Below are 19,743 nucleotides of genomic sequence, written 5' to 3' on the forward strand. Positions count from 1 at the left end.
GTTACCGGGAGCCACCGCGGGGATCCGGACGGGACTCAGGGCGCGGGGCACTCGCTGCTCGCGCTCTCGTAGGTCCGGTAGAGCGGAGATTTGCTCCGGTTCGCCTCCGGGAACGTCACGATGGGTACGGGTTTGCACACGGGCCAGTGCCCCTTCGGCCCCTCCAGCTCGTCCGCGAACGTGAAATCGCCCGTGGCGGCCGGTACGCACTGCGCGCACCGGTCGGCGGGCGAGCCCTGGCCCAGCTGCCGGTTGACGTCGTCCTGGGTCAGGGGCGGGCCGCCGTCCTCGTAGGCCTCGTACACCGCCCGGTTCACCGCGGAGAGCGCGTCGTGGAACATCGCCGCGTAGCCGTCGTTGAGCGCGTTCCCGGGCTCGTGCGGAAAGCCGTCCCGGTAGGCGGCCGCGAAGTCCGGGAAGCGCCCGGGCGCCTGCGTGCCGCCCCGGCCCCAGCGGGGCGCGTCCACCGCGGCCGCCGTCACGATCCGGATGTTCATGCTCTCGGCGATCCCGCGGACCTCCGGGGACTCGGTGCTCGGGTCGCGCCCGGTGCTGACGCGCAGAATCCGCAGCGGATCGTCCTTCGGATAGTCGCCGCAGGACGTGGTCAGGCGGATGGACCGCAGGAACGGCTCCAGGTCCGCGTCGCGGCCCGCGAGGAACACCGTCCGGGTATCGGCCAGGCACATCGCCTCGACGGCCTGGCCGAAGACGCCCGTCTTGCCCCGCTGCGGCCCCTTCTTGCCCTGGTACCTGCCGATCCGGCCGTCGACCGGGTCGTGGTCGATGCCGTAGTCCGCGCCGAACTCCTCGTAGAAGACATTGCGCAGATTGGAGACGTAGTCGTCGCCCTTCCTGCTGTCGGCGATCATGAAGGCCTTCGCGCGGTTCATCCCGTTCGCGTCCACGTAGCCCTTCAGCGCCTCGGCGAACTGCCGGTTGGAGGGCGAGACCTTGTACAGGTACGGGTTCTCCATGCCGTTGGCGCTCAGCGCGGCGCTCACCGACGGGATCCGGTGCTCGGCGAGGCTGCGCACGGCGTCCAGGGTCCTGCTGTCGCTGTTGGGGAAGCCGATGGCGGCGACGAGGGGCGCGTCCTGGTCCTTGGTTCTGGCCGCCAGTTCGCGGGTCACGGGTGCCCAGTGGTTCAGGTACTCGCCCACATTGGCGAACACGAGCCGGACCGCGGCGTCCTTGGTGGTCGGGCCGTGGTTGTACGTGCGCTGCGCGACGTAGGCGCCCTGGAGCGAGTGCCGGATCAGCTCGGGCGACATCGCGGCACCGGGGTTCTTCGCGGTGTACGGCATGACGACGGCGACGCTCACCTGCCGCTTCCCGGAGCGTCTCGCCGTCTCGTTCTCGTGCGCGATCCGCCCCAGGACGTCCTTCAGCTCCGGGTCCCCCAGGGCCTGGGGCCGCTCCGTCACACCGACGCACTCGCCGTCGGGGCCCGTCCGCCGCAGCTCGTGGCTGTCGGTGCAGTACCTGCGCTGGTCGAGGTACGTGCCGACGCCCCACCACGTGCCGCCCACGAGCAGCGCCCCGACGAGCACCCACAGCGCGATCACGTCGATCAGGCCGAGGACCCGGAACCGGAGCCGCCGCGGCAGCCACCGCCAGTTCCTGCGGTCCGTCCAGCGGCCCCTCATGCCGCCCCTCCCCAGCTGCGCTCCAGCGGCCAGTCGTCGCCGTCCCGTACGGCCCGGGGCCAGCGGACCGCGGCCTGGGCGAGGACCGCCCGACCGGTCAGGTGCTGGGCGGACAGGAACGACAGGTCCTGCCCGATCCGCGCGGCCAGCAGCCGGTCCGCCTCGGCGAGCTCGTCGGCGGAGTACCAGAGGGCGTGCAGCAGCCGGAAGACCGCCTGCTTCTCCAGGCTCGCCTCCGGGTCCGCCCGCAGCTGCGGCCGGTCCCTGCGCCCCTTGCCGATCTCCTGGCACTGCTCGAACCAGAGGTCGCCGGGCGGTCGCGGCGCGTGCGCCACCGTCCGCAGCGCCCGCAGCCACTCCAGGGCGTCGCCCTCGGGGCGCCCGAACTCCGTGTGCAGCCGGTCGACGACCTCCTGGGTCTCTCCCCCGGCCAGCCGGTGCCACAGGAAGCGGGCCCACTCGTCGCGCCCGGCCCGGCCCGCACGGCCCTCGGCCCGGCGCCTGTGGTGCTGCGCGAGCAGCCCGTGCGCGTCGCCCCAGCCCACGCCGCCCGCGCCGCGCCCGCTGCGCATCTGGTGCACGAGCAGGGCGCGCAGGAAGCGGTCCGTGATGAACGGGCGGCTGCCGGGCCCGCGCGACCAGCGTTCCCGTTCCAGCTGGGCGGCGACGCCGTCGGCGGCGGCCAGGTCGTCGATGCGCCGCGGCACCCACCGTTCGGCCAGCTGTTCGGCGGCCTCCCGGTCCCAGGCCAGCGAGAGCAGGCACAGCTCGTCGTGGTCCTCGCTGCCGACGAGGGTGTCGAGCAGCCGCCAGACGACCGACTCCCCGGCGCCGCCGGGATGGTCCAGGTCGAGCAGCTCCTCGGCCGCGACCCACTCCTCGCCGCGCGCCTTGTGCACGACGGCGTCGCACATCCTGCGGGCCCCCATGGGGTGGCCGCGGGTCAGATCGTGCAGCGCCGTCGCGATGTACGGGTCGAAGGTGACCCGTTCGTCGCTGCGGAGCATGCGTTCCACGTGTTCCGTGTCGAGCTGCGGCAGCGGCAGGAGCAGCACTCCCTCGGACGGCTCCGCGCTGTCGCGGCTCCAGCGGGTGCGCGCGCCGACCTCCTGGAGGGGCTGTCGGGTGGCCCGGTGGTAGGGGGCGGTCTCCTGCTCCTCCTCGGGTGTCGCGTCGTTGTCGATGGCGGCGCCCGCGTCGCCGCGCAGCTCCGTGGCGAGGACGACGAGCGGGTCGCGGGCGCCGCGCTCCTGCAACGCTCGGTGTTCCAGGAGGAGTTCGAGGAAGTCGCGGCCGGGGTCGGTGTGCACGTTGTCGAGCAGGATCAGCGGCCGCGGGGCCCGGTTGCCGCGTCGCAGCCTGCCGTAGCGCACGTCCCTGAGGAACGCGGCCACCAGCATGCGTTCGACGCCGCGCCTGAAGCCCCGGCCCTGGTGGAACTCCTGGCAGAGCCGGGCCACGGCCCGCGCGCGCTGCGCGGCCGGTACGCGGGGCGGCTCGACGGCCGCGTCCGGGGGCATCCCGCGCAGCCGGTTGTCGCTCTCGCTGCGGTGGTTCTCGTACCAGCTGACGAGGCCGCGGGGGCCGAGCCCGCGCGTGCGGCGGCGGAGCTGCCGGGCGAGGTAGGTGCGCACGGCCGCCTCGGGGAACTCGGCCGGGTCGGGCGAGCCGCCGTCCGCGGGCGCGGGCAGCGCGGGGCGGAACAGCGCGTCCCAGGTGGGCGGGGGTTCGCCGGCCGGCCAGGGGCCCATCAGGGCGGCGGCGTGCCGGTCGGCGACGGCCAGCTCGTCGTCGATGCCGGGGCGCCTGGCGGAGATCACGGCGAGCAGTCCCGCGGTGGTCCTCGGGAAGCGCAGGCGCCCGAACCCGGCGACGGGGTGCGAGAGCTGGCGGACGAGTTCGACCAGCAGCTCGACGACGTACGAGTTGTTGGCGATCTCGGGGCCGACCCTGGCCCGCTCCTGAAGGTCGGTGCAGTTGATGCGGGCGAAGGGCACGCGCGGTCCTGACCAGGGGCCGGTGTCGGGGGCGTAGGCGCGCTGGAGGTCGTTGAGCAAGGCGCTCTTGCCGGTGCCGTGCCGCCCGCTGAGCAGGACGACCGGGAGGTCGTCGGCGAACTCCTCGCGGCGGTGCCGCCGGTGGCGGTCGCGTTCCAGGCCGATGAGGCGCGGCACCAGCTGGCTCAGGAGCGGCTGGCGCGCGTACACCTCGGGTATCTGCTCGTCGGATTCGGTCGCCGGGCTCCCGCCCCCGTGACCCCCGTGGTCGGTCATGGCAGCCTCAGCGTCTGCCGGACGAAGTCGGCGAGGAAGCCGACCACCACCTCCTTGCCGACCCCGACCCCCTGGCTCTGGAGCACGCCCGGGACGCGCTCCATGAAGCGCCGCACCAGGCCCTCGTCGGGCCGGCCGCCGCGGTCGATGGTCTCGGTCAGCTCGTCGGCGAGCGCGCGCACCTGGTGCAGCTCGCTGTCGCTCTCGGTCGCCTCCGGCAGGGAGGCCCGGACGAGCTGGGCCAGCTGCTCGTACGAGATCACCACGCCCTCGCCCTGTTCCGCCGCGCTGACGTGGACGGGCGCCGGCAGTTCCAGGTGGTTCCTGGCGAACTCCAGGTCCTCCAGGAGGAGCTGGCGGCCGCAGTAGAAGGCCTCGCTCGCCCACAGGAAGTTCTCGGGGTGGGACTCCTCGCCGCTGCGGTGCTGCCCGGCCCGGTCCCAGTACGCGAAGAGGGCGGCCTTGGCGTAGCGGCGCCTGGCCTCCCGGTCGGCGTAGGCCTCGTCCCAGACGGCGACCTCGGCGAGCCCGGCGGCGGTGGGGCTGACCAGGGGCGGGTCGGCGCCCGAGTCGTTGTGTTCGGTGAGCCAGCCGAGCGCGCCGAGCCGCCCCACGGCATCGGCGACCAGGTCCACGCTGCATCGCTCGTGCGGAGCGAAATCGGCGCTGGCCACGCGGCTCGCCCCGCCCGTGCCGGTCTGCTCGACGAGCCAGCGCAAGAACCGCGCCGAGGCGGCCCCCGTCTCGTCGTAGACCGGCGAGAGGCCGTTCGTCGGCACTGACCGGGATCCGCCCATCTCCCCCAACTCCCGTGACCGGCAACGGGCGTTCACCTTCCCCGAACTTCAAGGTCGGACACGTGTCACGAGCCGGTTTCTCGATACCCCGGCCCGGGCGCGGGCGCGGCGAATTTCGACGTCCCCTCTTGACAGCCACGAGCCCTTACAGGCAATCTTCCATCAAGTAGAAACGAACTTCCGCAATACGGAAGCTCGGCCATCACGAACCTGAAGGGAGCGCCGACCCTGATGGGCTTCACAGACCAGCGCTTCAACGTCAACCTGTCGATCCTCTTCACCGAGCTCCCGCTCCTGGAGCGCCCCGCGGCCGCCGCCGCGGCGGGCTTCAACGCGGTCGAGCTGTGGTGGCCCTGGGTCGACGCCCCCACCCCCGAGAAGTCCGAGCTCGACGCCCTGCGCTCCGCGATCAAGGACGCGGGAGTCCAGCTCACCGGCCTGAACTTCTACGCGGGGCAGCTGCCGGGCCCGGACCGGGGCGCCCTGTCGATCCCCGGCGAGGAGAGCGAGAAGTTCCGCGCGAACATCGACGTCGCGGCCGACTTCGCGCAGTCCCTCGGCTGCACGGCGCTCAACGCGCTGTACGGCAACCGCGTCGACGGCGTCTCCGAGCAGGAGCAGGACGAGCTTGCCCTGGAGAACCTGGTGCTCGCCGCCCGTGCGGCCGACCGTGTCGGCGCCGTGCTCCTTATCGAGGCGCTGAACGCGCCCGAGTCGCCGAAGTGCCCGATCGTGAGCGCCCCCAAGGCGATCGAGATCGTGGACAAGGTGAACGCCGCGACCGGCCTCGGCAACGCCAAGTTCCTGATGGACCTGTACCACCTGTCCATGAACGGCGAGGACCTGACGGCGATCATCGACGCGTACACCGACAAGACGGCGCACGTGCAGATCGCCGACAACCCGGGCCGCGGCGCCCCCGGCACCGGCTCGCTGCCGCTGGCCGAGCTGCTCGACCAGCTGAAGAAGGCCGGCTACGAGGGCTACGTGGGCCTGGAGTACAAGCCGGGCGACGCCCCGAGCGCCGAAGCCTTCGACTGGCTGCCGCGCGAGCACCGCGCGGCCTGAGCCCGCGGCGACCTTTCGGCAGACGCCAACTCATCGACGTATCAAGGCATTTGGAGTCACCCTCATGAGCAACAACCTTCCCAAGGTCGCATGGATCGGTCTCGGCATCATGGGCTCCCCCATGTCGGAGAACCTGATCAAGGCCGGTTACGACGTCACGGGCTTCACCCTGGAGCAGGACAAGCTCGACCGCCTCACGGCCGCCGGCGGCACCGCCGCGAAGTCGATCGCCGAGGCCGTCAAGGACGCCGATGTCGTCGTGACGATGGTTCCGGCCTCCCCGCAGGTCGAGGCCATCGCCTACGGCCCGGACGGGATCCTGGAGAACGCGAGGAGCGGCGCGCTGCTCATCGACATGTCCTCGATCACCCCGCAGACCTCGGTCGACCTCGCGAAGGCCGCCAAGGACAAGGGCATCCGCGTCCTGGACGCCCCCGTCTCCGGTGGCGAGGCCGGCGCGATCGAGGCCGTCCTGTCCATCATGGTCGGCGGCGAGCAGGCCGAGTTCGACGAGGCCAAGCCGCTGCTCGACGCGCTCGGCAAGACCATCGTGCTGTGCGGTCCGCACGGCTCCGGCCAGACCGTGAAGGCCGCCAACCAGCTGATCGTCGCCGTGAACATCCAGGCGTGCGCCGAGGCCGTGGTCTTCCTGGAGAAGTCCGGCGTCGACCTGAAGGCCGCCCTGGACGTGCTGAACGGCGGCCTCGCCGGCTCCACCGTGCTGACCCGCAAGAAGGACAACTTCCTGAACCGGGACTTCAAGCCGGGCTTCCGCATCGACCTGCACCACAAGGACATGGGCATCGTCACCGACGCCGCCCGCAATGTCGGAGCCTCCCTGCCCGTCGGCGCCACGGTCGCCCAGCTGGTCGCCTCGCTGCGCGCCCAGGGCGACGGCGGCCTCGACCACTCGGCGCTGCTGCGCGCGGTCGAGCGCCTCTCGGGCGACCAGCCCAAGTAGGACCGAGCCCGGCAACACCCCAAGACTTCCGGGCCGTGGCGGCGCTGACACCTGTCCTGTCGCGCCCAGGCGCCGCCGCGGCCCGGAACCCTCATTCGCGCACCCATAACTTCAACAAACTGTTGACGTAGCTGTTCAGGGGTCCTTACGCTCCACACCATCGCCCCCGTAAACCGCTCTCATCGTCAGCAGCCACTGCACGGAAGGTCGCCTCGAAGAATGCCGAAGCGTGTGCTCACCACCGAGTCCGGCGCCCCTGTCGCCGACAACCAGAACTCCGCCACCGCAGGCGTCGGCGGCCCGATCCTCCTTCAGGACCAGCACCTCCTGGAGAAGCTCGCCCGCTTCAACCGCGAGCGCATCCCGGAGCGCGTGGTGCACGCCCGTGGCTCCGGCGCGTACGGCTACTTCGAGGTGACGGACGACGTCACCGACTACACGTACGCCGACTTCCTGAAGTCGGTCGGCAAGCGCACCGAGGTCTTCCTGCGCTTCTCGACCGTCGCCGACAACCTCGGTGGCGCGGACGCCGTCCGCGACCCGCGCGGCTTCGCGCTCAAGTTCTACACCGAAGAGGGCAATTACGACCTCGTCGGCAACAACACCCCGGTCTTCTTCATCAAGGACCCGCTGAAGTTCCCCGACTTCATCCACTCCCAGAAGCGCGACCCGTTCACGGGCAAGCAGGAGCCGGAGAACGTCTGGGACTTCTGGGCGCACGCCCCGGAGGCGACGCACCAGATCACCTGGCTGATGGGTGACCGCGGCATCCCGGCGTCCTACCGCCACATGAACGGCTACGGTTCGCACACCTACCAGTGGACGAACGACAAGGGCGAGGCCTTCTTCGTCAAGTACCACTTCAAGACGAACCAGGGCGTCCGCTCGCTCTCGTCCGACCAGGCCGCGGAGATCGCGGGCAAGGACCCCAACTCGCACCAGACGGACCTGCTTCAGGCCATCGAGCGCGGCGTGAACCCGTCCTGGACGCTGTACGTCCAGCTGATGCCGGCCGCCGAGGCCGCGGACTACCGCTTCAACCCGTTCGACCTCACCAAGGTGTGGCCGCACAAGGACTACCCGCTCCAGCGGGTGGGCCGCCTGGTCCTGGACCGCAACCCCGAGAACGTCTTCGCCGAGGTCGAGCAGGCCGCCTTCTCCCCGAACAACTTCGTTCCGGGCATCGGTCCATCGCCCGACAAGATGCTCCAGGGCCGCCTGTTCGCGTACGCGGACGCGCACCGCTACCGCCTGGGCGTCAACCACACCCAGCTCGCGGTGAACGCGCCCAAGGCGACCGAGGCGGACAACTACGGCCGCGACGGCGTCATGGCCACCAACGCCTACGGCCGCACCCGCAAGAACTACGAGCCGAACTCCTTCGACGGCCCCGTCGAGACCGGCCGCCCGCTGGCCGCGCCGCTCGCGATCAACGGCCACACGGGCACCCACGAGGCCCCGGCCCACACGAAGGACGACGACTTCTTCCAGGCGGGCGAGCTGTACCGCCTCATGTCGGAGGACGAGAAGGGACGCCTGGTCGCGAACATCGCGGGCGGCCTCTCCCAGGTCTCGCGCGACGACATCGTGGAGAAGAACCTGGCCCACTTCCACGCCGCCGACGCCGACTACGGCAAGCGCGTGGAGGAAGCGGTCCGCGCCCTGCGCGAGGACTGAGTCCTCAGGGCAACACCCAGACTGCGTACGAGGGTTGGCGGGAGGTCTTCCCCCGTACGCAATGGCCCGCGCCGCCTGCCACGACCCGGATGAGGGGTGGTCTGGCCGGCGGTCGCGGGAGGACGAGGACCGCGGCGGCTTGTGCAGCGTACGAGCCAGTGCGGTGGTGAAGGTTCGCCGCTCCTCTCTCGACCTGAGGGAGAGGAAACGGAGAACCGTCGTACGACAGCCGCCGCGGTCCCAGCCAATTCCCCGACGGGGTCCGCCCGTTGGGGTTTCCTCGGTCTCCGTCCGGTGGCGCGCATGCATGTTCCGCCAGTCGCGCGCCGTCGGACGGCAACAACTCTCCTCCCACCGATGCCGGAGCCCCGGATACGACGGTCCGTATCCGGGGCTCTTCGGTGTCCCGGTGGGCCGCTAGCAAGCGCAGTGGACGGACCCGACCGGTGCCGTCAACGGGTCGGCCGCCCGCTGCTCGACGCCGTTCGCCCCCTCGACGGGGAGCCCTTCGCGGATCCAGTACTCGATGCCGCCGATCATCTCCTTGACGCGGTAGCCGAGCCGGGCGAGGGCGAGCGCCGCGCGGGTCGCGCCGTCGCAGCCGGGCCCCCAGCAGTACGTGACGACCGGCACCGCCGGATCCAGCAGGCCCGCCGCCCGCGCCGGGATCTCGGCGGTGGGCAGGTGCAGCGCACCCGGCACATGCGCCTGCGCCCACGCGGCGTCCGCCCGTGAGTCGACGAGCACGAAGCCCGGGTCTCCGGACTCCAGCGAGGCACGGACATCGGACACGTCCGCCTGGAAGGCGAGGCGTGCGCTGAAGTGGGCGGCCGCCTCGGCGGGTGCCGCCGGCGGCACCCGAAGGGCGGCGCTGATCTGCGTGGTGGTCATGCCCTGAACGCTATGCGCCGCGCCCCTTCCCCCAGAACCCGTGATCCACGGCCCTCGCCCCGCTTCGCCGTGGACTCCGTGGTATCCATCTGCCATGGCCGCTGATTCCCTCGACCCCACCGACATACGCATCCTGGAAGCCCTGCAACGCAACGGGCGGGCCAGCTATGCCGAGCTGGCCCGCAGCGTCTCCATGTCGCCGAGCGCCGTCACGGAACGGGTCCGGCGGCTGGAGGAGAGCGGGGTCGTCACCGGCTACTCCGCGGTCGTGAGCCCCGAGGCCCTTGGGCTCGACATCCTCGCCTTCGTCCGCCTCCGCTACCCGACCGGCAACTACAAGCCGTTCCACGACCTGCTCGACACCACACCCCAGATCGTGGAGGCACACCATGTGACGGGCGAGGACTGCTTCGTCCTCAAGGTCGTCGCCCGCTCCATGCGCGACCTGGAGCACACCACGGGCCGCATCGCCGCACTGGGCTCCGTCACGACGAGCATCGTCTACTCCAGCCCTCTCCCCAGCCGCTCGATCACGACGGCCGTGTCCCCGTAGCCACCCGACGCCCCCGGTACGACCGAAGGGCGGGCCCCCGGTTCGTGTGAACCGGGGGCCCGCCCTGGGGGACGTACGGGTCAGACCTTCAGGGGGCGGATGGCCGTCGGGGCGTGGGCCGGCTCCGTGGCCACCTCCTCGAACTCCTTGACCGCGCTGATGTCCGCCGTGGGGCTCATGGAGATGTTCGTGATGCGCTCCAGGATCGCCTCCACGACGACCGGCACCCGGTGCTCCTGCGCGAGCTTCTTGGCCTGCTCGAACGCGTTGCCCAGCTCGTTCGGGTCCGTCACGCGGATCGCCTTGCAGCCGAGGCCCTCGGCGACCTTGACGTGGTCGACGCCGTAGACGCCCAGCTCGGGGCTGTTCTGGTTCTCGAACTCCAGGTTGACCTGGAAGTTGATGTCCAGGCCGATCTGCGCCTGGCGGATCAGGCCCAGGTACGCGTTGTTCACCAGGACGTGGACGTACGGGATGCGGTGCTGCGCACCGACCGCCAGCTCCTCGATCATGAACTGGAAGTCGTAGTCACCGGAGAGCGCCACGACCTGCGTGTCCGGGTCGGCCTTGGCGACACCGAGCGCCGCCGGGATCGTCCAGCCGAGCGGGCCCGCCTGGCCGCAGTTGATCCAGTGCCGCGGCTTGTAGACGTGCAGCATCTGCGCACCGGCGATCTGCGACAGGCCGATCGTCGTGACGTACCGCGTGTCCTTGCCGAACGCCTTGTTCATCTCCTCGTAGACGCGCTGCGGCTTCATGGGGATGTCGTCGAAGTGCGTACGGCGCTGGAGGGTCTCCTTGCGCTCCAGGTGCGAGGCGACCCACGCGGAGCGGTCCGGCAGCCTGCCCGCGGCCTTCAGCTCCTTGGCGACCTCGACGAAGAGTTCCAGGGCCGACTTGGCGTCGGAGGTGATCCCGTAGTCCGGCGCGAAGATCTTGCCGATCTGCGTCGGCTCGATGTCGACGTGCACGAACTTGCGCTCGCCCTGGTAGACGTCGAGCTTGTAACCGGTGTGGCGGTTGGCCCAGCGGTTGCCGATGCCGAGGACGAAGTCCGACTCCAGGAACGTGGCGTTGCCGTACCGGTGACCGGTCTGCTGGCCGACCATGCCCGCGTTCAGGTCGTGGTCGTCGGGGATCGTGCCCCAGCCCATCAGCGTAGGAATCACGGGCGTGTTGGTGACCTCGGCGAACTCGACGAGCAGGTCGCCGGCGTCCGCGTTGATGATGCCGCCGCCCGCGACGATCAGCGGCCGCTCGGACTCGACGAGGAGCTTGACCGCCTTCTCGATCTGGGCGCGGCTCGCGGCCGGCTTGTAGACCGGCAGCGGCTCGTACGTCTCCGGGTCGAACTCGATCTCCGTCTGCTGGACGTCGATCGGCAGGTCGATGAGGACCGGGCCCGGACGGCCCGAGCGCATCAGGTGGAAGGCCTGCTGGAAGATGCCCGGAACCTGCGCGGCCTCCAGGACGGTGACCGCCATCTTCGCGACCGGCTTGGCGATCGTGGCGATGTCGACGGCCTGGAAGTCCTCCTTGTGCAGCAGGTGGCTCGGCGCCTGACCCGTGATGCACAGGATCGGGATCGAGTCGCCCGTGGCGGAGTACAGGCCGGTGATCATGTCGGTCCCGGCGGGACCCGACGTGCCGATGCAGACACCGATGTTGCCCGGGTTGGTCCGGGTGTAGCCCTCGGCCATGTGCGAGGCGCCCTCGACGTGGCGGGCGAGCGTGTGGTCGATGCCACCGCTCTCCTTGAGCTCCTTGTAGAAGGGGTTGATGGCGGCACCGGGCACGCCGAACGCGTTCGTGACGCCCTCGCGCTTGAGGATCTCAACGGCCGCGCGGGCGGCGGTCATTCGAGCCATGAGTGCTCCCGACTCCTGCTGTGACTGTGTACGGCTGCTGTGCAGCTGCACGACTACGGCTACGGCTGTGGCTGTCGGATTCGCGCTCCCGTCGCGCCCCGCGGCGAGCTCTGAATTCCGTCACCCAGTTTCCGTTGTTTCCATAATGCGGAAACCAGGTTCTGCTATATGGAAGCAATGTAGAGGGGCTCTTTGGAGGCCGTCAAGGTGGATGATGAGACTGACGTCGATCCGTTCCCGGGGCAGGACCGAGGGGGAGTTGCCATGGCCGAGCCCGCCCACCTGCGCTGCCCCACCTGCCGGCGCGAGCATCTGTACGCGCCCCAGGCCCTGCCCTGCGCCTGTGGAGCGCCCGTCGCGCCCCCGATGGTGCGCGGCGCCAGCCCCGTCCCGGTCTCCGAGCGGACCTGGGACGACGACTGGGTGACGCTGCGCTGCCCCATGTGCGGCCGGCACGACCGCTGGCCCCGCCCCGAGCTGGGCTGCGCCTGCGGCTCGGTGCTGCGCGTCCCGGTCCACGACGACCAGGCGCCCGCGCCCGCCCACATCCCGCTGCCGCGCACCGCCGCGCCCCCGCGCCCCGCGTTCCAGCCCGTCGCCATCCGCACCGCGCGCGACGCCGTGACGGCCGTCGCGCTGTATCTGCGCTGGCTCGGCTACGACGACGTGCGCAGGGCCGACCAGCGCCCGCCCTCCGGCATCGGGCTCGCGGCGAGCGGGGTCGTCGCCCAGGTCGAGCCGTCGGTGCGGCCCGTGACACTGCGCGACGTGGAGTGCCTGTGGCTCCAGTCGATGACGGAGTCCGCGGCCTGCGCCTATTTCTCGCTGGCCGGATACGCGGACGAGGCCAGCACCCGGGCCGGCGCCCTCGGCGTCCCGCTCTTCGTCCTCGACCTGGCCGGGGTGCCGCAGCCGGTGAACAGCCCGGCGGACGAGCTGATCGCGGGCGGGGCGTAGCGCGGGGCCGTGCGCGGAGCGGGGCATGAATGCACGTGAGCGGCCCGGGTCGGCTCGGCATACTTGCCGAGTGATCATCCGTAGCGCCGAGCCCGCCGACCTCCCCCGCCTCCAGGCGATCGAGACGGCCGGGGGCGAGATCTTCCGTACGCTCGGCATGGCCGCCATCGCCGACGACGCGCCGCCCACGATCGCCGAACTCGAGCGGTTCCGGCGGGCGGGGCACGCCTGGGTCGCCGCCGAGGACTCCGGGACCGTCGTCGCCTACCTGCTCGCCGAGGTCGTCGACGGCGCCTTCCACATCGAACAGGTCACCGTGCACCCCGACGCCGCCCGCCGGGGTGTGGGCCAGACCCTGATCGCGCGCGCCGCCGACTGCGCACGCGGCCAGGGCCTGACCGGTCTCACCCTGACCACGTTCGCCGACGTGCCGTGGAACGCCCCGTACTACGAGCGCCTCGGCTTCCGGCGGCTCACCGAGGCCGAGCTCACGCCCGGCCTGCGCGCGATCCGCGCGGCGGAGGCGGAGCACGGCCTGGACCGGTGGCCCAGGGTGTGCATGCGAAGGGAGCCGTGAGCCCCCTCTTTCCTGTTGTACCTTCTACAACTCTCCGTACCCCTCTCGGAGTTCCACCTTTCGGACCTTCCCGCTGACGGTCATCGGGAATCGTTCGAGAAGGCGCAGACGGCTCGGGATCTTGTAGTGCGCGAGCCGGTCGCGGCAGAACTCGCGCACGTCGTCGAGGGTCAGCGTGTCCGCCGGGTCCCGCAGGATCACGCAGGCGAGCACCTCCTCGCCGTACTTCTCGTGCGGCACGCCCACGACCTGCACGTCGGCGATCTTCGGGTGGCCGTAGAGGAACTCCTCGATCTCGCGCGGGGAGATGTTCTCGCCGCCACGGATGATCATGTCCTTGATGCGCCCGACGATCTGCGCGTACCCGTCCTCCCGGATGACCGCCAGGTCGCCCGTGTGCATCCACCGGCCGGCGTCGATGACCTCGGCGGTCTTCTCCGGCTCGTCCCAGTAGCCGAGCATCACGCCGTACCCGCGCGTGCACAGCTCGCCGGGTTCGCCGCGCGGCAGGGTGACGCCGGTGACCGGGTCGATCACCTTGACCTCGATGTGCGGCAGGACGCGGCCGACGGTGCCGGTGCGGCGCTCCAGGTCGTCGTCGCGGCGCGTCTGGAGGGAGACGGGCGAGGTCTCGGTCATGCCGTAGCAGATGGACACCTCGGCCATGTGCATCTCGGAGACGACCCGCTTCATCACCTCGACCGGGCACGGCGAGCCCGCCATGATGCCCGTGCGCAGGCTGCCCAGGTCGTACTCCGCGAAGTCCGGCAGGTTCAGCTCGGCGATGAACATCGTCGGTACGCCGTACAGCGAGGTGCACCGTTCCTGCTGGACGGCGCGCAGGGTGGCGGCCGGCTCGAAGGACGGGCCGGGGATGACGATGCAGGCGCCGTGCGAGGTGGCTCCGAGGTTGCCCATCACCATGCCGAAGCAGTGGTAGAAGGGCACGGGCAGACACACCCGGTCCTGCTCGCTGTAGCCGACCGTCTCCCCCACCCAGTAACCGTTGTTGAGAATGTTGTGGTGGGAGAGCGTGGCCCCCTTCGGGAAGCCGGTCGTGCCGGAGGTGTACTGGAGGTTGACCGGGTCGTCGCACGACAACTCGGCCTCGCGGGACGCCAGTTGCTCGGCGGTGGCGCCGCCGGCGGACGCCATCAGGGCGTCCCAGCTGTCCGTGCCGATGAAGACCTGGTCGCGCAACTCGGGGCACTCGGGTGCCACGTGCCGGACCAGCTCGCGATAGTCCGTGCCCTTGTGCTCGGTCGACGAGACGAGGAGCGAGATGCCCGACTGCTTGAGCACGAAGGCCAACTCGTGTGCCCGGTAGGCCGGGTTGATGTTCACGAGGATCGCGCCGACCCGCGCGGTCGCGTACTGCACGAGCACCCACTCGGCGCAGTTGACCGCCCAGATGCCCACACGATCGCCCTTGGCGATGCCGCGCGCGAGCAGCCCGCGCGCCAGCTCCTCGACGGCCGCGCCGAACTCCGCGTACGTCCAGCGCCGCCCGTCGGCCATGTCGACGAGTGCCTCGCGCTCGGGCCAGGCCTCGACGGCCCGCCGCAGATTGCGCCCGATGGTGTCACCGAGGAGCGGCACCTCGCTGGTCCCGTGCGCGTACGAGAGTGCGGTCACCTGAGGTCCTCCTCGTGGTACGTGGCGGCCGCCTCCTCGGCGGTGGCCGCTCGCTGCATCGGCTCCAGCATGCCTTGACCGCCGCCCGGCCGTCGCCCCTTCGGTACACACCTGCCCCACCGGATGCCACCGTGTCGCGGCCCGCTGGAGAATCGCTCGTGAACCGCCGCAGAGCCCGTCCACGGCCTCTCGTATCGGGCACGAACGAAGAAGCCGTGCCGGGCCCCGCGGACTTAGCTTGAACGCCATGACCTCCCTCGCATCCGTCACCCTTGAGGTGACCGACCCCTCGGCGGCCGCCCAGTTCCACAAGGAGGCGTTCGGCCTGGACGCCTCGACCCTGCGCCTGCGGGCCTCCGAGTCGGCGTCCGCGGGCTTCCGGGGCTTCACCCTTGCGCTGACGGTCTCTCAGCCGGCCGACGTGGACGCCCTGTTCGCCTCCGCGCTCGCCGCCGGTGCCACCGCCCTGAAGCCCGCAGAGAAGTCCCTGTGGGGCTACGGCGGGGTGCTGCGGGCGCCGGACGGAACCATCTGGAAGGTCGCGACCTCCGCGAAGAAGGACAGCGGCCCGGCCACCCGGAACATCGACGAGACCGTCCTGCTGCTCGGCGTCGAGGACGTCAAGGCGAGCAAGCAGTTCTACGTGGGGCAGGGCCTGACCGCGGGCAAGAGCTTCGGCGGCACGTACACCGAGTTCAAGGCCGACGACTCCAGCCCCGTGAAGCTGGCGCTCTACAAGCGCCGGGGTCTCGCCAAGGACCTCGGGGTCGACGCCGAGGGCTCCGGCTCCCACTGCATCGTCCTGGGCAGCACCGGCGCCGCCTTCACCGACCCCGACGGCTTCGCCTGGGAGACCGGGGCCTGACCTCCGCGCCCACCGGCACGCGACACCGTTCCCCACCACGAAAGGGCACCCGACATGGCCACCACGAAGAAGGCCGACGAGAAGCACGAGGGTTTCACCGCCGAGGAACGCGAGGCGATGAACGACCGCGCCAAGGAGACGAAGCGCGGCTCGCGCACCTCGAGGGCGGACACGGAGAAGGAGGTGCTCTCGAAGATCGCCGACATGGCGGAGGCCGACCGTCTGCTCGCCGAGCGCGTCCACGCCGTCGTCACGAGCGCCGCCCCCGAGCTGACCCCGAAGCTCTGGTACGGGATGCCCGCCTACGCCAAGAACGGCAAGGTGCTGTGCCACTTCCAGAGCGCGGCCAAGTTCAAGTCGCGGTACGCCACCCTTGGCTTCAGCGACCAGGCCGCTCTCGACGACGGCCATGTCTGGCCGGCGGCGTTCGCGATCACGGAGCTGACGAAGGCCGACGAGGAGCGCATCGCGGACCTGGTCAAGCGCGCCGTGAGCTGACGGCGGGCGGACGGGGGCGGCGAACCCGGGGACCGCGGGAGGTGGTCAACCGGCCCGCACGGGGAGGCGGCCGGAGTCGGCCTCGGGGGAGGGCAGGACGCCGGTGTCGGGCTGTGCCATGAGGATGCCGCGCTGGAGCCTGCCGAGGGCCGCGGAGGGCTCGAGGCCCAGTTCACGCACGAGGGTGGTGCGCAGGCGCTGGTAGACATCGAGGGCCTCGCCGCGGCGACCCGAGCGGTGGAGAGCGAGCATGAACTGCCCGTGCAGGCTCTCGTGCAGGGGGAACTGCTTGACCAGCACGGTCAGTTCGGCCAGCAGGGCACGGTGGCGGCCCAGACGCAGATCGGCCTCGATGCGCTGATCGAGGACATACAGGCGGGTCTCCTCCAGCCGGCTGACCTCCAGGGCGATCCGGCTGCCCGCGGGTACGTCGGCGAGCACCGAACCGGTCCACAGCGCGAGTGCGTCGCGCAGCTTGCGGGCCGCCGCCGGATAGTCCTCGGCATCCATCGCGCGATACCCGGCGCCCGCCCGGCGTTCGAGCTCCTGAAAGTCGATGGTGCCGCCGCGCGTCTGCAAGCAGTAGCCGCCGGGGAGCGTGACCAGGATGTCCTTGGCGCGCGTGGTCGTGTCACCGCCGCGCAGCAGCGCGTCCTTGGTGAGTTCGCGCAGCTGGAGGATGTAGGTCTGAAGGGTGGTGCGGGCGCTGCGCGGAGGATGCCCGTCCCACAGCTCCTCGATCAGCATCGGGACAGGGACGATGCGGTCGGCGTTGAGTGCGAGCAGTGCCAGCACCTGCCGGGGTTTCGGCGCGGTGGGAGCGATCTGGACGCCGTTCTCGCGCACCGACAGCGAACCCAGCACTTCAATGTCCATCGTGTCTCCCCAGGTGACTGTGGCATCCGAACCCCCCCTCGATAAAAAAACAGCACGGACGGTTTGTCAATCGACTGGCGAGCCGACCTCACCCGACCCGCACACCAGGGCACTCACCGGCACACTTCAGGGATGCGGGGCGCGAAGGCGATGACGTACGCTCACACAATACAAACTGGACGGTTTTTTTAGTGCTGCCTCAGCGGCACGTACAAGGAGAGCGAAGATGGCGATGCAGGACCGCGCGATCCGTACACGACAGGCGATCCTCTCCGCGGCCGCCGTCGTGTTCGAGGAACGGGGCTACCAGGCGGCCACCATCAACGAGATCCTGACGGCCGCCGACGTGACCAAGGGCGCGCTCTACTTCCACTTCCAGTCGAAGGAGCACCTCGCCCAGGGCGTGCTGTCGGCGCAGGACGGCGACGTGACCGTGTCCCGCGCCTGCAAGGTGCAGCAACTGGTCGACATGGGCATGCTGCACGCCTACCGCTTGCAGACCGACCCGATCGTCAGGGCCGGAGTGCGGCTCTCGCTCGACCAGCAGGCGCTCGGCCTCGATCGCAGCGGCGCCTTCGAGCGCTGGGCCGAGTCGATCGCCCAGACCCTCGATGCCGCCCACGCGCAGGGTGAACTCCTCCCCCACGTGCGGCCGAAGGAGACCGCCGACGTGATGGTGGGCTCCTTCGCCGGCATCCAGGCCATGTCCCAGGCCCTGTGCAACTACCAGGATCTACAGCACCGCATCTCCGTCATGCTGCGCCACGTGCTGCCCAGTGTGGTCCTGTCGTCCGTACTCGCTTCCACCGACCTCTCGGACGGGCGCGGGGAGCGGGTGTTCGCAGAGCTGAAGGAACTGCGGGAGCGCGGTCGGCGGGAGTCCGCCGCGGCGGCACCCGCCCCGCCGAGCCGCTAGTTCACTCCCCGCTCGAGTCCGCCCCAGTAGGGCTCGCGCAGCTTGAACTTCTGGATCTTCCCGGTCGCCGTCCGCGGGATCGACTCCCGGAACTCCACGCTCGTCGGCGCCTTGTAGCCGGCCATCCGCTCCTTGCAGTGCGCGACGATCTCCGCCTCGGTGAGCGACTGCCCCTCCGCGAGGACCACCAGGGCCTTGATCGTCTCGCCCCACTTCTCGCTCGGCACGCCGATCACGGCCACCTCGGCCACCGCCGGGTGCCGGAAGATCACGTCCTCGACCTCGATGGACGAGACGTTCTCGCCGCCGGTGATGATCACGTCCTTCTTCCGGTCCGAGATCGTCAGGTGGCCGTCCTCCTCGTCGAGCGACCCGCCGTCGCCGGTGTGGAACCAGCCGTTCTCCAGGGCGATTTCGCTCTCCTCGGGCTTCTCCCAGTAGCCCTCCAGGGCCGTGTTCGACCGGGCCAGCACCTCGCCCGTGCCGGACACGTCCAGCTTCACGCCGAGCGCTGGCAGCCCCGCCCGCGCGAGCTTGCGCGCCCGCTCCTCACCGGGCAGATGCGCGTCCTGCGGGCGGGTGCGGTTGAAGGTCAGCAGCGGGGAGGTCTCCGTCAGGCCGTAGATCTGCGTGAACTCCCAGCCCAGTTCCTCCTCCACACGCTGGATCAGCCTGCTCGGCGGCGGCGCGCCCGCGCACACGACCCGCACCCGGTCGCGGCCCGGCACAGGACCCTGCCAGTCCGCCGCCGCGTCCAGGGCCGCCTTCCACACGGCGGGCGCCCCGCACATCAGCGTGACCCCGTGCTCGTCGATCCGGCGCAGGATCTCGGCGCCGTCCACCTTCCGCAGCACCACCTGCTTCACGCCCAGGCCCGCCATCACGTACGGCATCCCCCAGCCGTTGCAGTGGAACATCGGCAGCGTGTGCATGTAGACGTCCCGCTCCCAGGCCCGCGTGTGCAGGCCGAAGGTCAGGCCGTTGACCCAGATGTTGCGGTGGGTCAGCTGCACGCCCTTCGGGCGGGCGGTGGTGCCGGACGTGTAGTTGATCGTCGCCGTCGCGTCCTCGTCGGGCGCGGACCACGGGCGGGGCTCGACGCCGAAGCGCATCAGCTCCGTCTCGGTCTGCTCGCCGAGCACGAAGCGGTGCCGCGCCTTCACGCCGGACAGCGCCCCGTCCAGTTCCGGATCGACCAGGAAGGCGGACGCCCCGCTCTGCCGCACCATGTACTCGACCTCGTCCGGCTTCAGCCGGAAGTTGAGGGGCACGCAGATCCGCCCGCTCATCGGCAGCGCGAACAGCAGCTCAAGGAGGCGGGCCGAGTTGTGGCTCGCCACCGCCACCCGCTCGCCCTCCCCCAGGCCGAGCGCGTCGAACCCGGCCTGCCAGGCCCTGACCCGCTCGGCAAAGGTCCCGTACGTCGCCGTGGGAACGGCGGGCGCGGGCTGGTCCGGCTCGTCCACCACGCCAACGCTGTCCCGGAAGCCGAGTTCCGCCCGCTCCAGGAAGTCCGTGATCGTCATGGGTACACGCATCGTCGCCTCTTCACAGTCGTACTGTCGCGGACCGTTTCTGCCATCGTGTAGGGGGTGACGCAGGTCTCACCACCCCCATACGGGGGTGAACAGTGCGCGGCGAGGTGATGGACGGGTGAGCACGGCAACCGCCGAGGCGGTCGA

17 protein-coding genes are annotated in these 19,743 nt (G+C 70.7%); 9 read left to right on the forward strand and 8 right to left on the reverse strand.

The window, feature by feature from the left end:
• Positions 1-35 precede the first annotated feature (35 nt).
• Genes ACNYS0_RS10400 through ACNYS0_RS10410 form a run of 3 tightly spaced genes read right to left on the reverse strand, consistent with a single transcriptional unit; the run spans position 36 to position 4,701 of the window.
• On the reverse strand, positions 36-1,649 hold the full coding sequence (locus ACNYS0_RS10400) for a type 1 periplasmic-binding domain-containing protein (RefSeq protein WP_422472588.1): 1,614 nt from the start codon (positions 1,647-1,649) through the stop codon (positions 36-38).
• Entirely contained in the window at positions 1,646-3,922 is a 2,277-nt protein-coding gene (locus tag ACNYS0_RS10405; protein ID WP_422472590.1) for a hypothetical protein, read from the reverse strand. Before ACNYS0_RS10405 ends, ACNYS0_RS10400 begins: the two co-directional genes overlap by 4 nt.
• A complete protein-coding gene (locus tag ACNYS0_RS10410) occupies positions 3,919-4,701 on the reverse strand; it encodes a hypothetical protein (RefSeq protein WP_422472592.1) in 783 nt (260 codons plus the stop codon). Before ACNYS0_RS10410 ends, ACNYS0_RS10405 begins: the two co-directional genes overlap by 4 nt.
• A gap of 249 nt (positions 4,702-4,950) precedes the next feature.
• Between ACNYS0_RS10410 and ACNYS0_RS10415 the strand changes: the two genes are divergently transcribed.
• From ACNYS0_RS10415 to ACNYS0_RS10425, 3 genes are all read left to right on the forward strand, one after another.
• Positions 4,951-5,787, forward strand: coding sequence for a TIM barrel protein (locus ACNYS0_RS10415; protein ID WP_422472594.1), 837 nt, complete (start codon positions 4,951-4,953; stop codon positions 5,785-5,787).
• A gap of 64 nt (positions 5,788-5,851) precedes the next feature.
• Positions 5,852-6,748, forward strand: coding sequence for a 2-hydroxy-3-oxopropionate reductase (locus tag ACNYS0_RS10420; protein WP_422411153.1), 897 nt, complete (start codon positions 5,852-5,854; stop codon positions 6,746-6,748).
• Between the two features lie 219 nt (positions 6,749-6,967).
• A complete protein-coding gene (locus ACNYS0_RS10425; RefSeq protein WP_422472596.1) occupies positions 6,968-8,425 on the forward strand; it encodes a catalase in 1,458 nt (485 codons plus the stop codon).
• A 417-nt stretch (positions 8,426-8,842) separates the two neighbouring features.
• Here ACNYS0_RS10425 and ACNYS0_RS10430 read toward each other — a convergent pair whose 3' ends face one another.
• Positions 8,843-9,316, reverse strand: coding sequence for a rhodanese-like domain-containing protein (locus ACNYS0_RS10430; RefSeq protein ID WP_422472598.1), 474 nt, complete (start codon positions 9,314-9,316; stop codon positions 8,843-8,845).
• A 94-nt stretch (positions 9,317-9,410) separates the two neighbouring features.
• On the opposite strand from ACNYS0_RS10430, the gene ACNYS0_RS10435 reads away from it, so the two are divergent.
• A complete protein-coding gene (locus ACNYS0_RS10435) occupies positions 9,411-9,869 on the forward strand; it encodes an Lrp/AsnC family transcriptional regulator (RefSeq protein ID WP_422472600.1) in 459 nt (152 codons plus the stop codon).
• An 80-nt stretch (positions 9,870-9,949) separates the two neighbouring features.
• On the opposite strand, the gene gcl is transcribed toward ACNYS0_RS10435, so the two are convergent.
• Positions 9,950-11,728 carry a glyoxylate carboligase gene (gene gcl, locus ACNYS0_RS10440; RefSeq protein WP_422482569.1) on the reverse strand — a complete coding sequence of 593 codons (1,779 nt, stop codon included), beginning with the start codon at positions 11,726-11,728 and terminating at the stop codon, positions 9,950-9,952.
• A 273-nt stretch (positions 11,729-12,001) separates the two neighbouring features.
• On the opposite strand from gcl, the gene ACNYS0_RS10445 reads away from it, so the two are divergent.
• A complete protein-coding gene (locus ACNYS0_RS10445) occupies positions 12,002-12,694 on the forward strand; it encodes a hypothetical protein (RefSeq protein ID WP_422472602.1) in 693 nt (230 codons plus the stop codon).
• 70 nt (positions 12,695-12,764) lie between these two features.
• Positions 12,765-13,271, forward strand: coding sequence for a GNAT family N-acetyltransferase (locus tag ACNYS0_RS10450; protein ID WP_422472604.1), 507 nt, complete (start codon positions 12,765-12,767; stop codon positions 13,269-13,271).
• 24 nt (positions 13,272-13,295) lie between these two features.
• On the opposite strand, the gene ACNYS0_RS10455 is transcribed toward ACNYS0_RS10450, so the two are convergent.
• Positions 13,296-14,906 (reverse strand): AMP-binding protein, encoded by a 1,611-nt coding sequence (locus ACNYS0_RS10455; RefSeq protein WP_422472606.1) that lies wholly within the window; start codon positions 14,904-14,906, stop codon positions 13,296-13,298.
• A 247-nt stretch (positions 14,907-15,153) separates the two neighbouring features.
• Here ACNYS0_RS10455 and ACNYS0_RS10460 point away from each other — a divergent pair, with 247 nt between their 5' ends.
• Positions 15,154-15,771 carry a VOC family protein gene (locus ACNYS0_RS10460; protein ID WP_422472608.1) on the forward strand — a complete coding sequence of 206 codons (618 nt, stop codon included), beginning with the start codon at positions 15,154-15,156 and terminating at the stop codon, positions 15,769-15,771.
• Between the two features lie 54 nt (positions 15,772-15,825).
• Positions 15,826-16,269 carry an iron chaperone gene (locus ACNYS0_RS10465; protein ID WP_422472610.1) on the forward strand — a complete coding sequence of 148 codons (444 nt, stop codon included), beginning with the start codon at positions 15,826-15,828 and terminating at the stop codon, positions 16,267-16,269.
• Positions 16,270-16,314: 45 nt separating this feature from the next.
• Here the strand turns inward: ACNYS0_RS10465 and ACNYS0_RS10470 are convergent, their stop codons facing one another.
• On the reverse strand, positions 16,315-17,145 hold the full coding sequence (locus ACNYS0_RS10470; RefSeq protein WP_422472612.1) for an AfsR/SARP family transcriptional regulator: 831 nt from the start codon (positions 17,143-17,145) through the stop codon (positions 16,315-16,317).
• Between the two features lie 226 nt (positions 17,146-17,371).
• Between ACNYS0_RS10470 and ACNYS0_RS10475 the strand changes: the two genes are divergently transcribed.
• On the forward strand, positions 17,372-18,061 hold the full coding sequence (locus ACNYS0_RS10475; RefSeq protein WP_422472614.1) for a ScbR family autoregulator-binding transcription factor: 690 nt from the start codon (positions 17,372-17,374) through the stop codon (positions 18,059-18,061).
• On the opposite strand, the gene ACNYS0_RS10480 is transcribed toward ACNYS0_RS10475, so the two are convergent.
• Entirely contained in the window at positions 18,058-19,599 is a 1,542-nt protein-coding gene (locus ACNYS0_RS10480) for an AMP-binding protein (RefSeq protein WP_422472616.1), read from the reverse strand. The two genes, ACNYS0_RS10475 and ACNYS0_RS10480, sit on opposite strands and share 4 nt — an antisense overlap.
• Between the last annotated feature and the right edge of the window lie 144 nt (positions 19,600-19,743).

The sequence above is a fragment of the Streptomyces anthophorae genome (assembly GCF_049310305.1).
Taxonomy (GTDB): domain Bacteria; phylum Actinomycetota; class Actinomycetes; order Streptomycetales; family Streptomycetaceae; genus Streptomyces.

Bases quoted from the DNA above. Each gene is read 5' to 3' on its own strand.
- ACNYS0_RS10400 (WP_422472588.1), bottom strand. From the start codon at position 1,649: ATGAGGGGCCGCTGGACGGACCGCAGGAACTGGCGGTGGCTGCCGCGG.
- ACNYS0_RS10405 (WP_422472590.1), bottom strand. From the start codon at position 3,922: ATGACCGACCACGGGGGTCACGGGGGCGGGAGCCCGGCGACCGAATCC.
- ACNYS0_RS10415 (WP_422472594.1), top strand. From the start codon at position 4,951: ATGGGCTTCACAGACCAGCGCTTCAACGTCAACCTGTCGATCCTCTTC.
- ACNYS0_RS10420 (WP_422411153.1), top strand. From the start codon at position 5,852: ATGAGCAACAACCTTCCCAAGGTCGCATGGATCGGTCTCGGCATCATG.
- ACNYS0_RS10425 (WP_422472596.1), top strand. From the start codon at position 6,968: ATGCCGAAGCGTGTGCTCACCACCGAGTCCGGCGCCCCTGTCGCCGAC.
- ACNYS0_RS10430 (WP_422472598.1), bottom strand. From the start codon at position 9,316: ATGACCACCACGCAGATCAGCGCCGCCCTTCGGGTGCCGCCGGCGGCA.
- ACNYS0_RS10435 (WP_422472600.1), top strand. From the start codon at position 9,411: ATGGCCGCTGATTCCCTCGACCCCACCGACATACGCATCCTGGAAGCC.
- gcl (WP_422482569.1), bottom strand. From the start codon at position 11,728: ATGACCGCCGCCCGCGCGGCCGTTGAGATCCTCAAGCGCGAGGGCGTC.
- ACNYS0_RS10445 (WP_422472602.1), top strand. From the start codon at position 12,002: ATGGCCGAGCCCGCCCACCTGCGCTGCCCCACCTGCCGGCGCGAGCAT.
- ACNYS0_RS10460 (WP_422472608.1), top strand. From the start codon at position 15,154: ATGACCTCCCTCGCATCCGTCACCCTTGAGGTGACCGACCCCTCGGCG.
- ACNYS0_RS10465 (WP_422472610.1), top strand. From the start codon at position 15,826: ATGGCCACCACGAAGAAGGCCGACGAGAAGCACGAGGGTTTCACCGCC.
- ACNYS0_RS10470 (WP_422472612.1), bottom strand. From the start codon at position 17,145: ATGGACATTGAAGTGCTGGGTTCGCTGTCGGTGCGCGAGAACGGCGTC.
- ACNYS0_RS10475 (WP_422472614.1), top strand. From the start codon at position 17,372: ATGGCGATGCAGGACCGCGCGATCCGTACACGACAGGCGATCCTCTCC.
- ACNYS0_RS10480 (WP_422472616.1), bottom strand. From the start codon at position 19,599: ATGCGTGTACCCATGACGATCACGGACTTCCTGGAGCGGGCGGAACTC.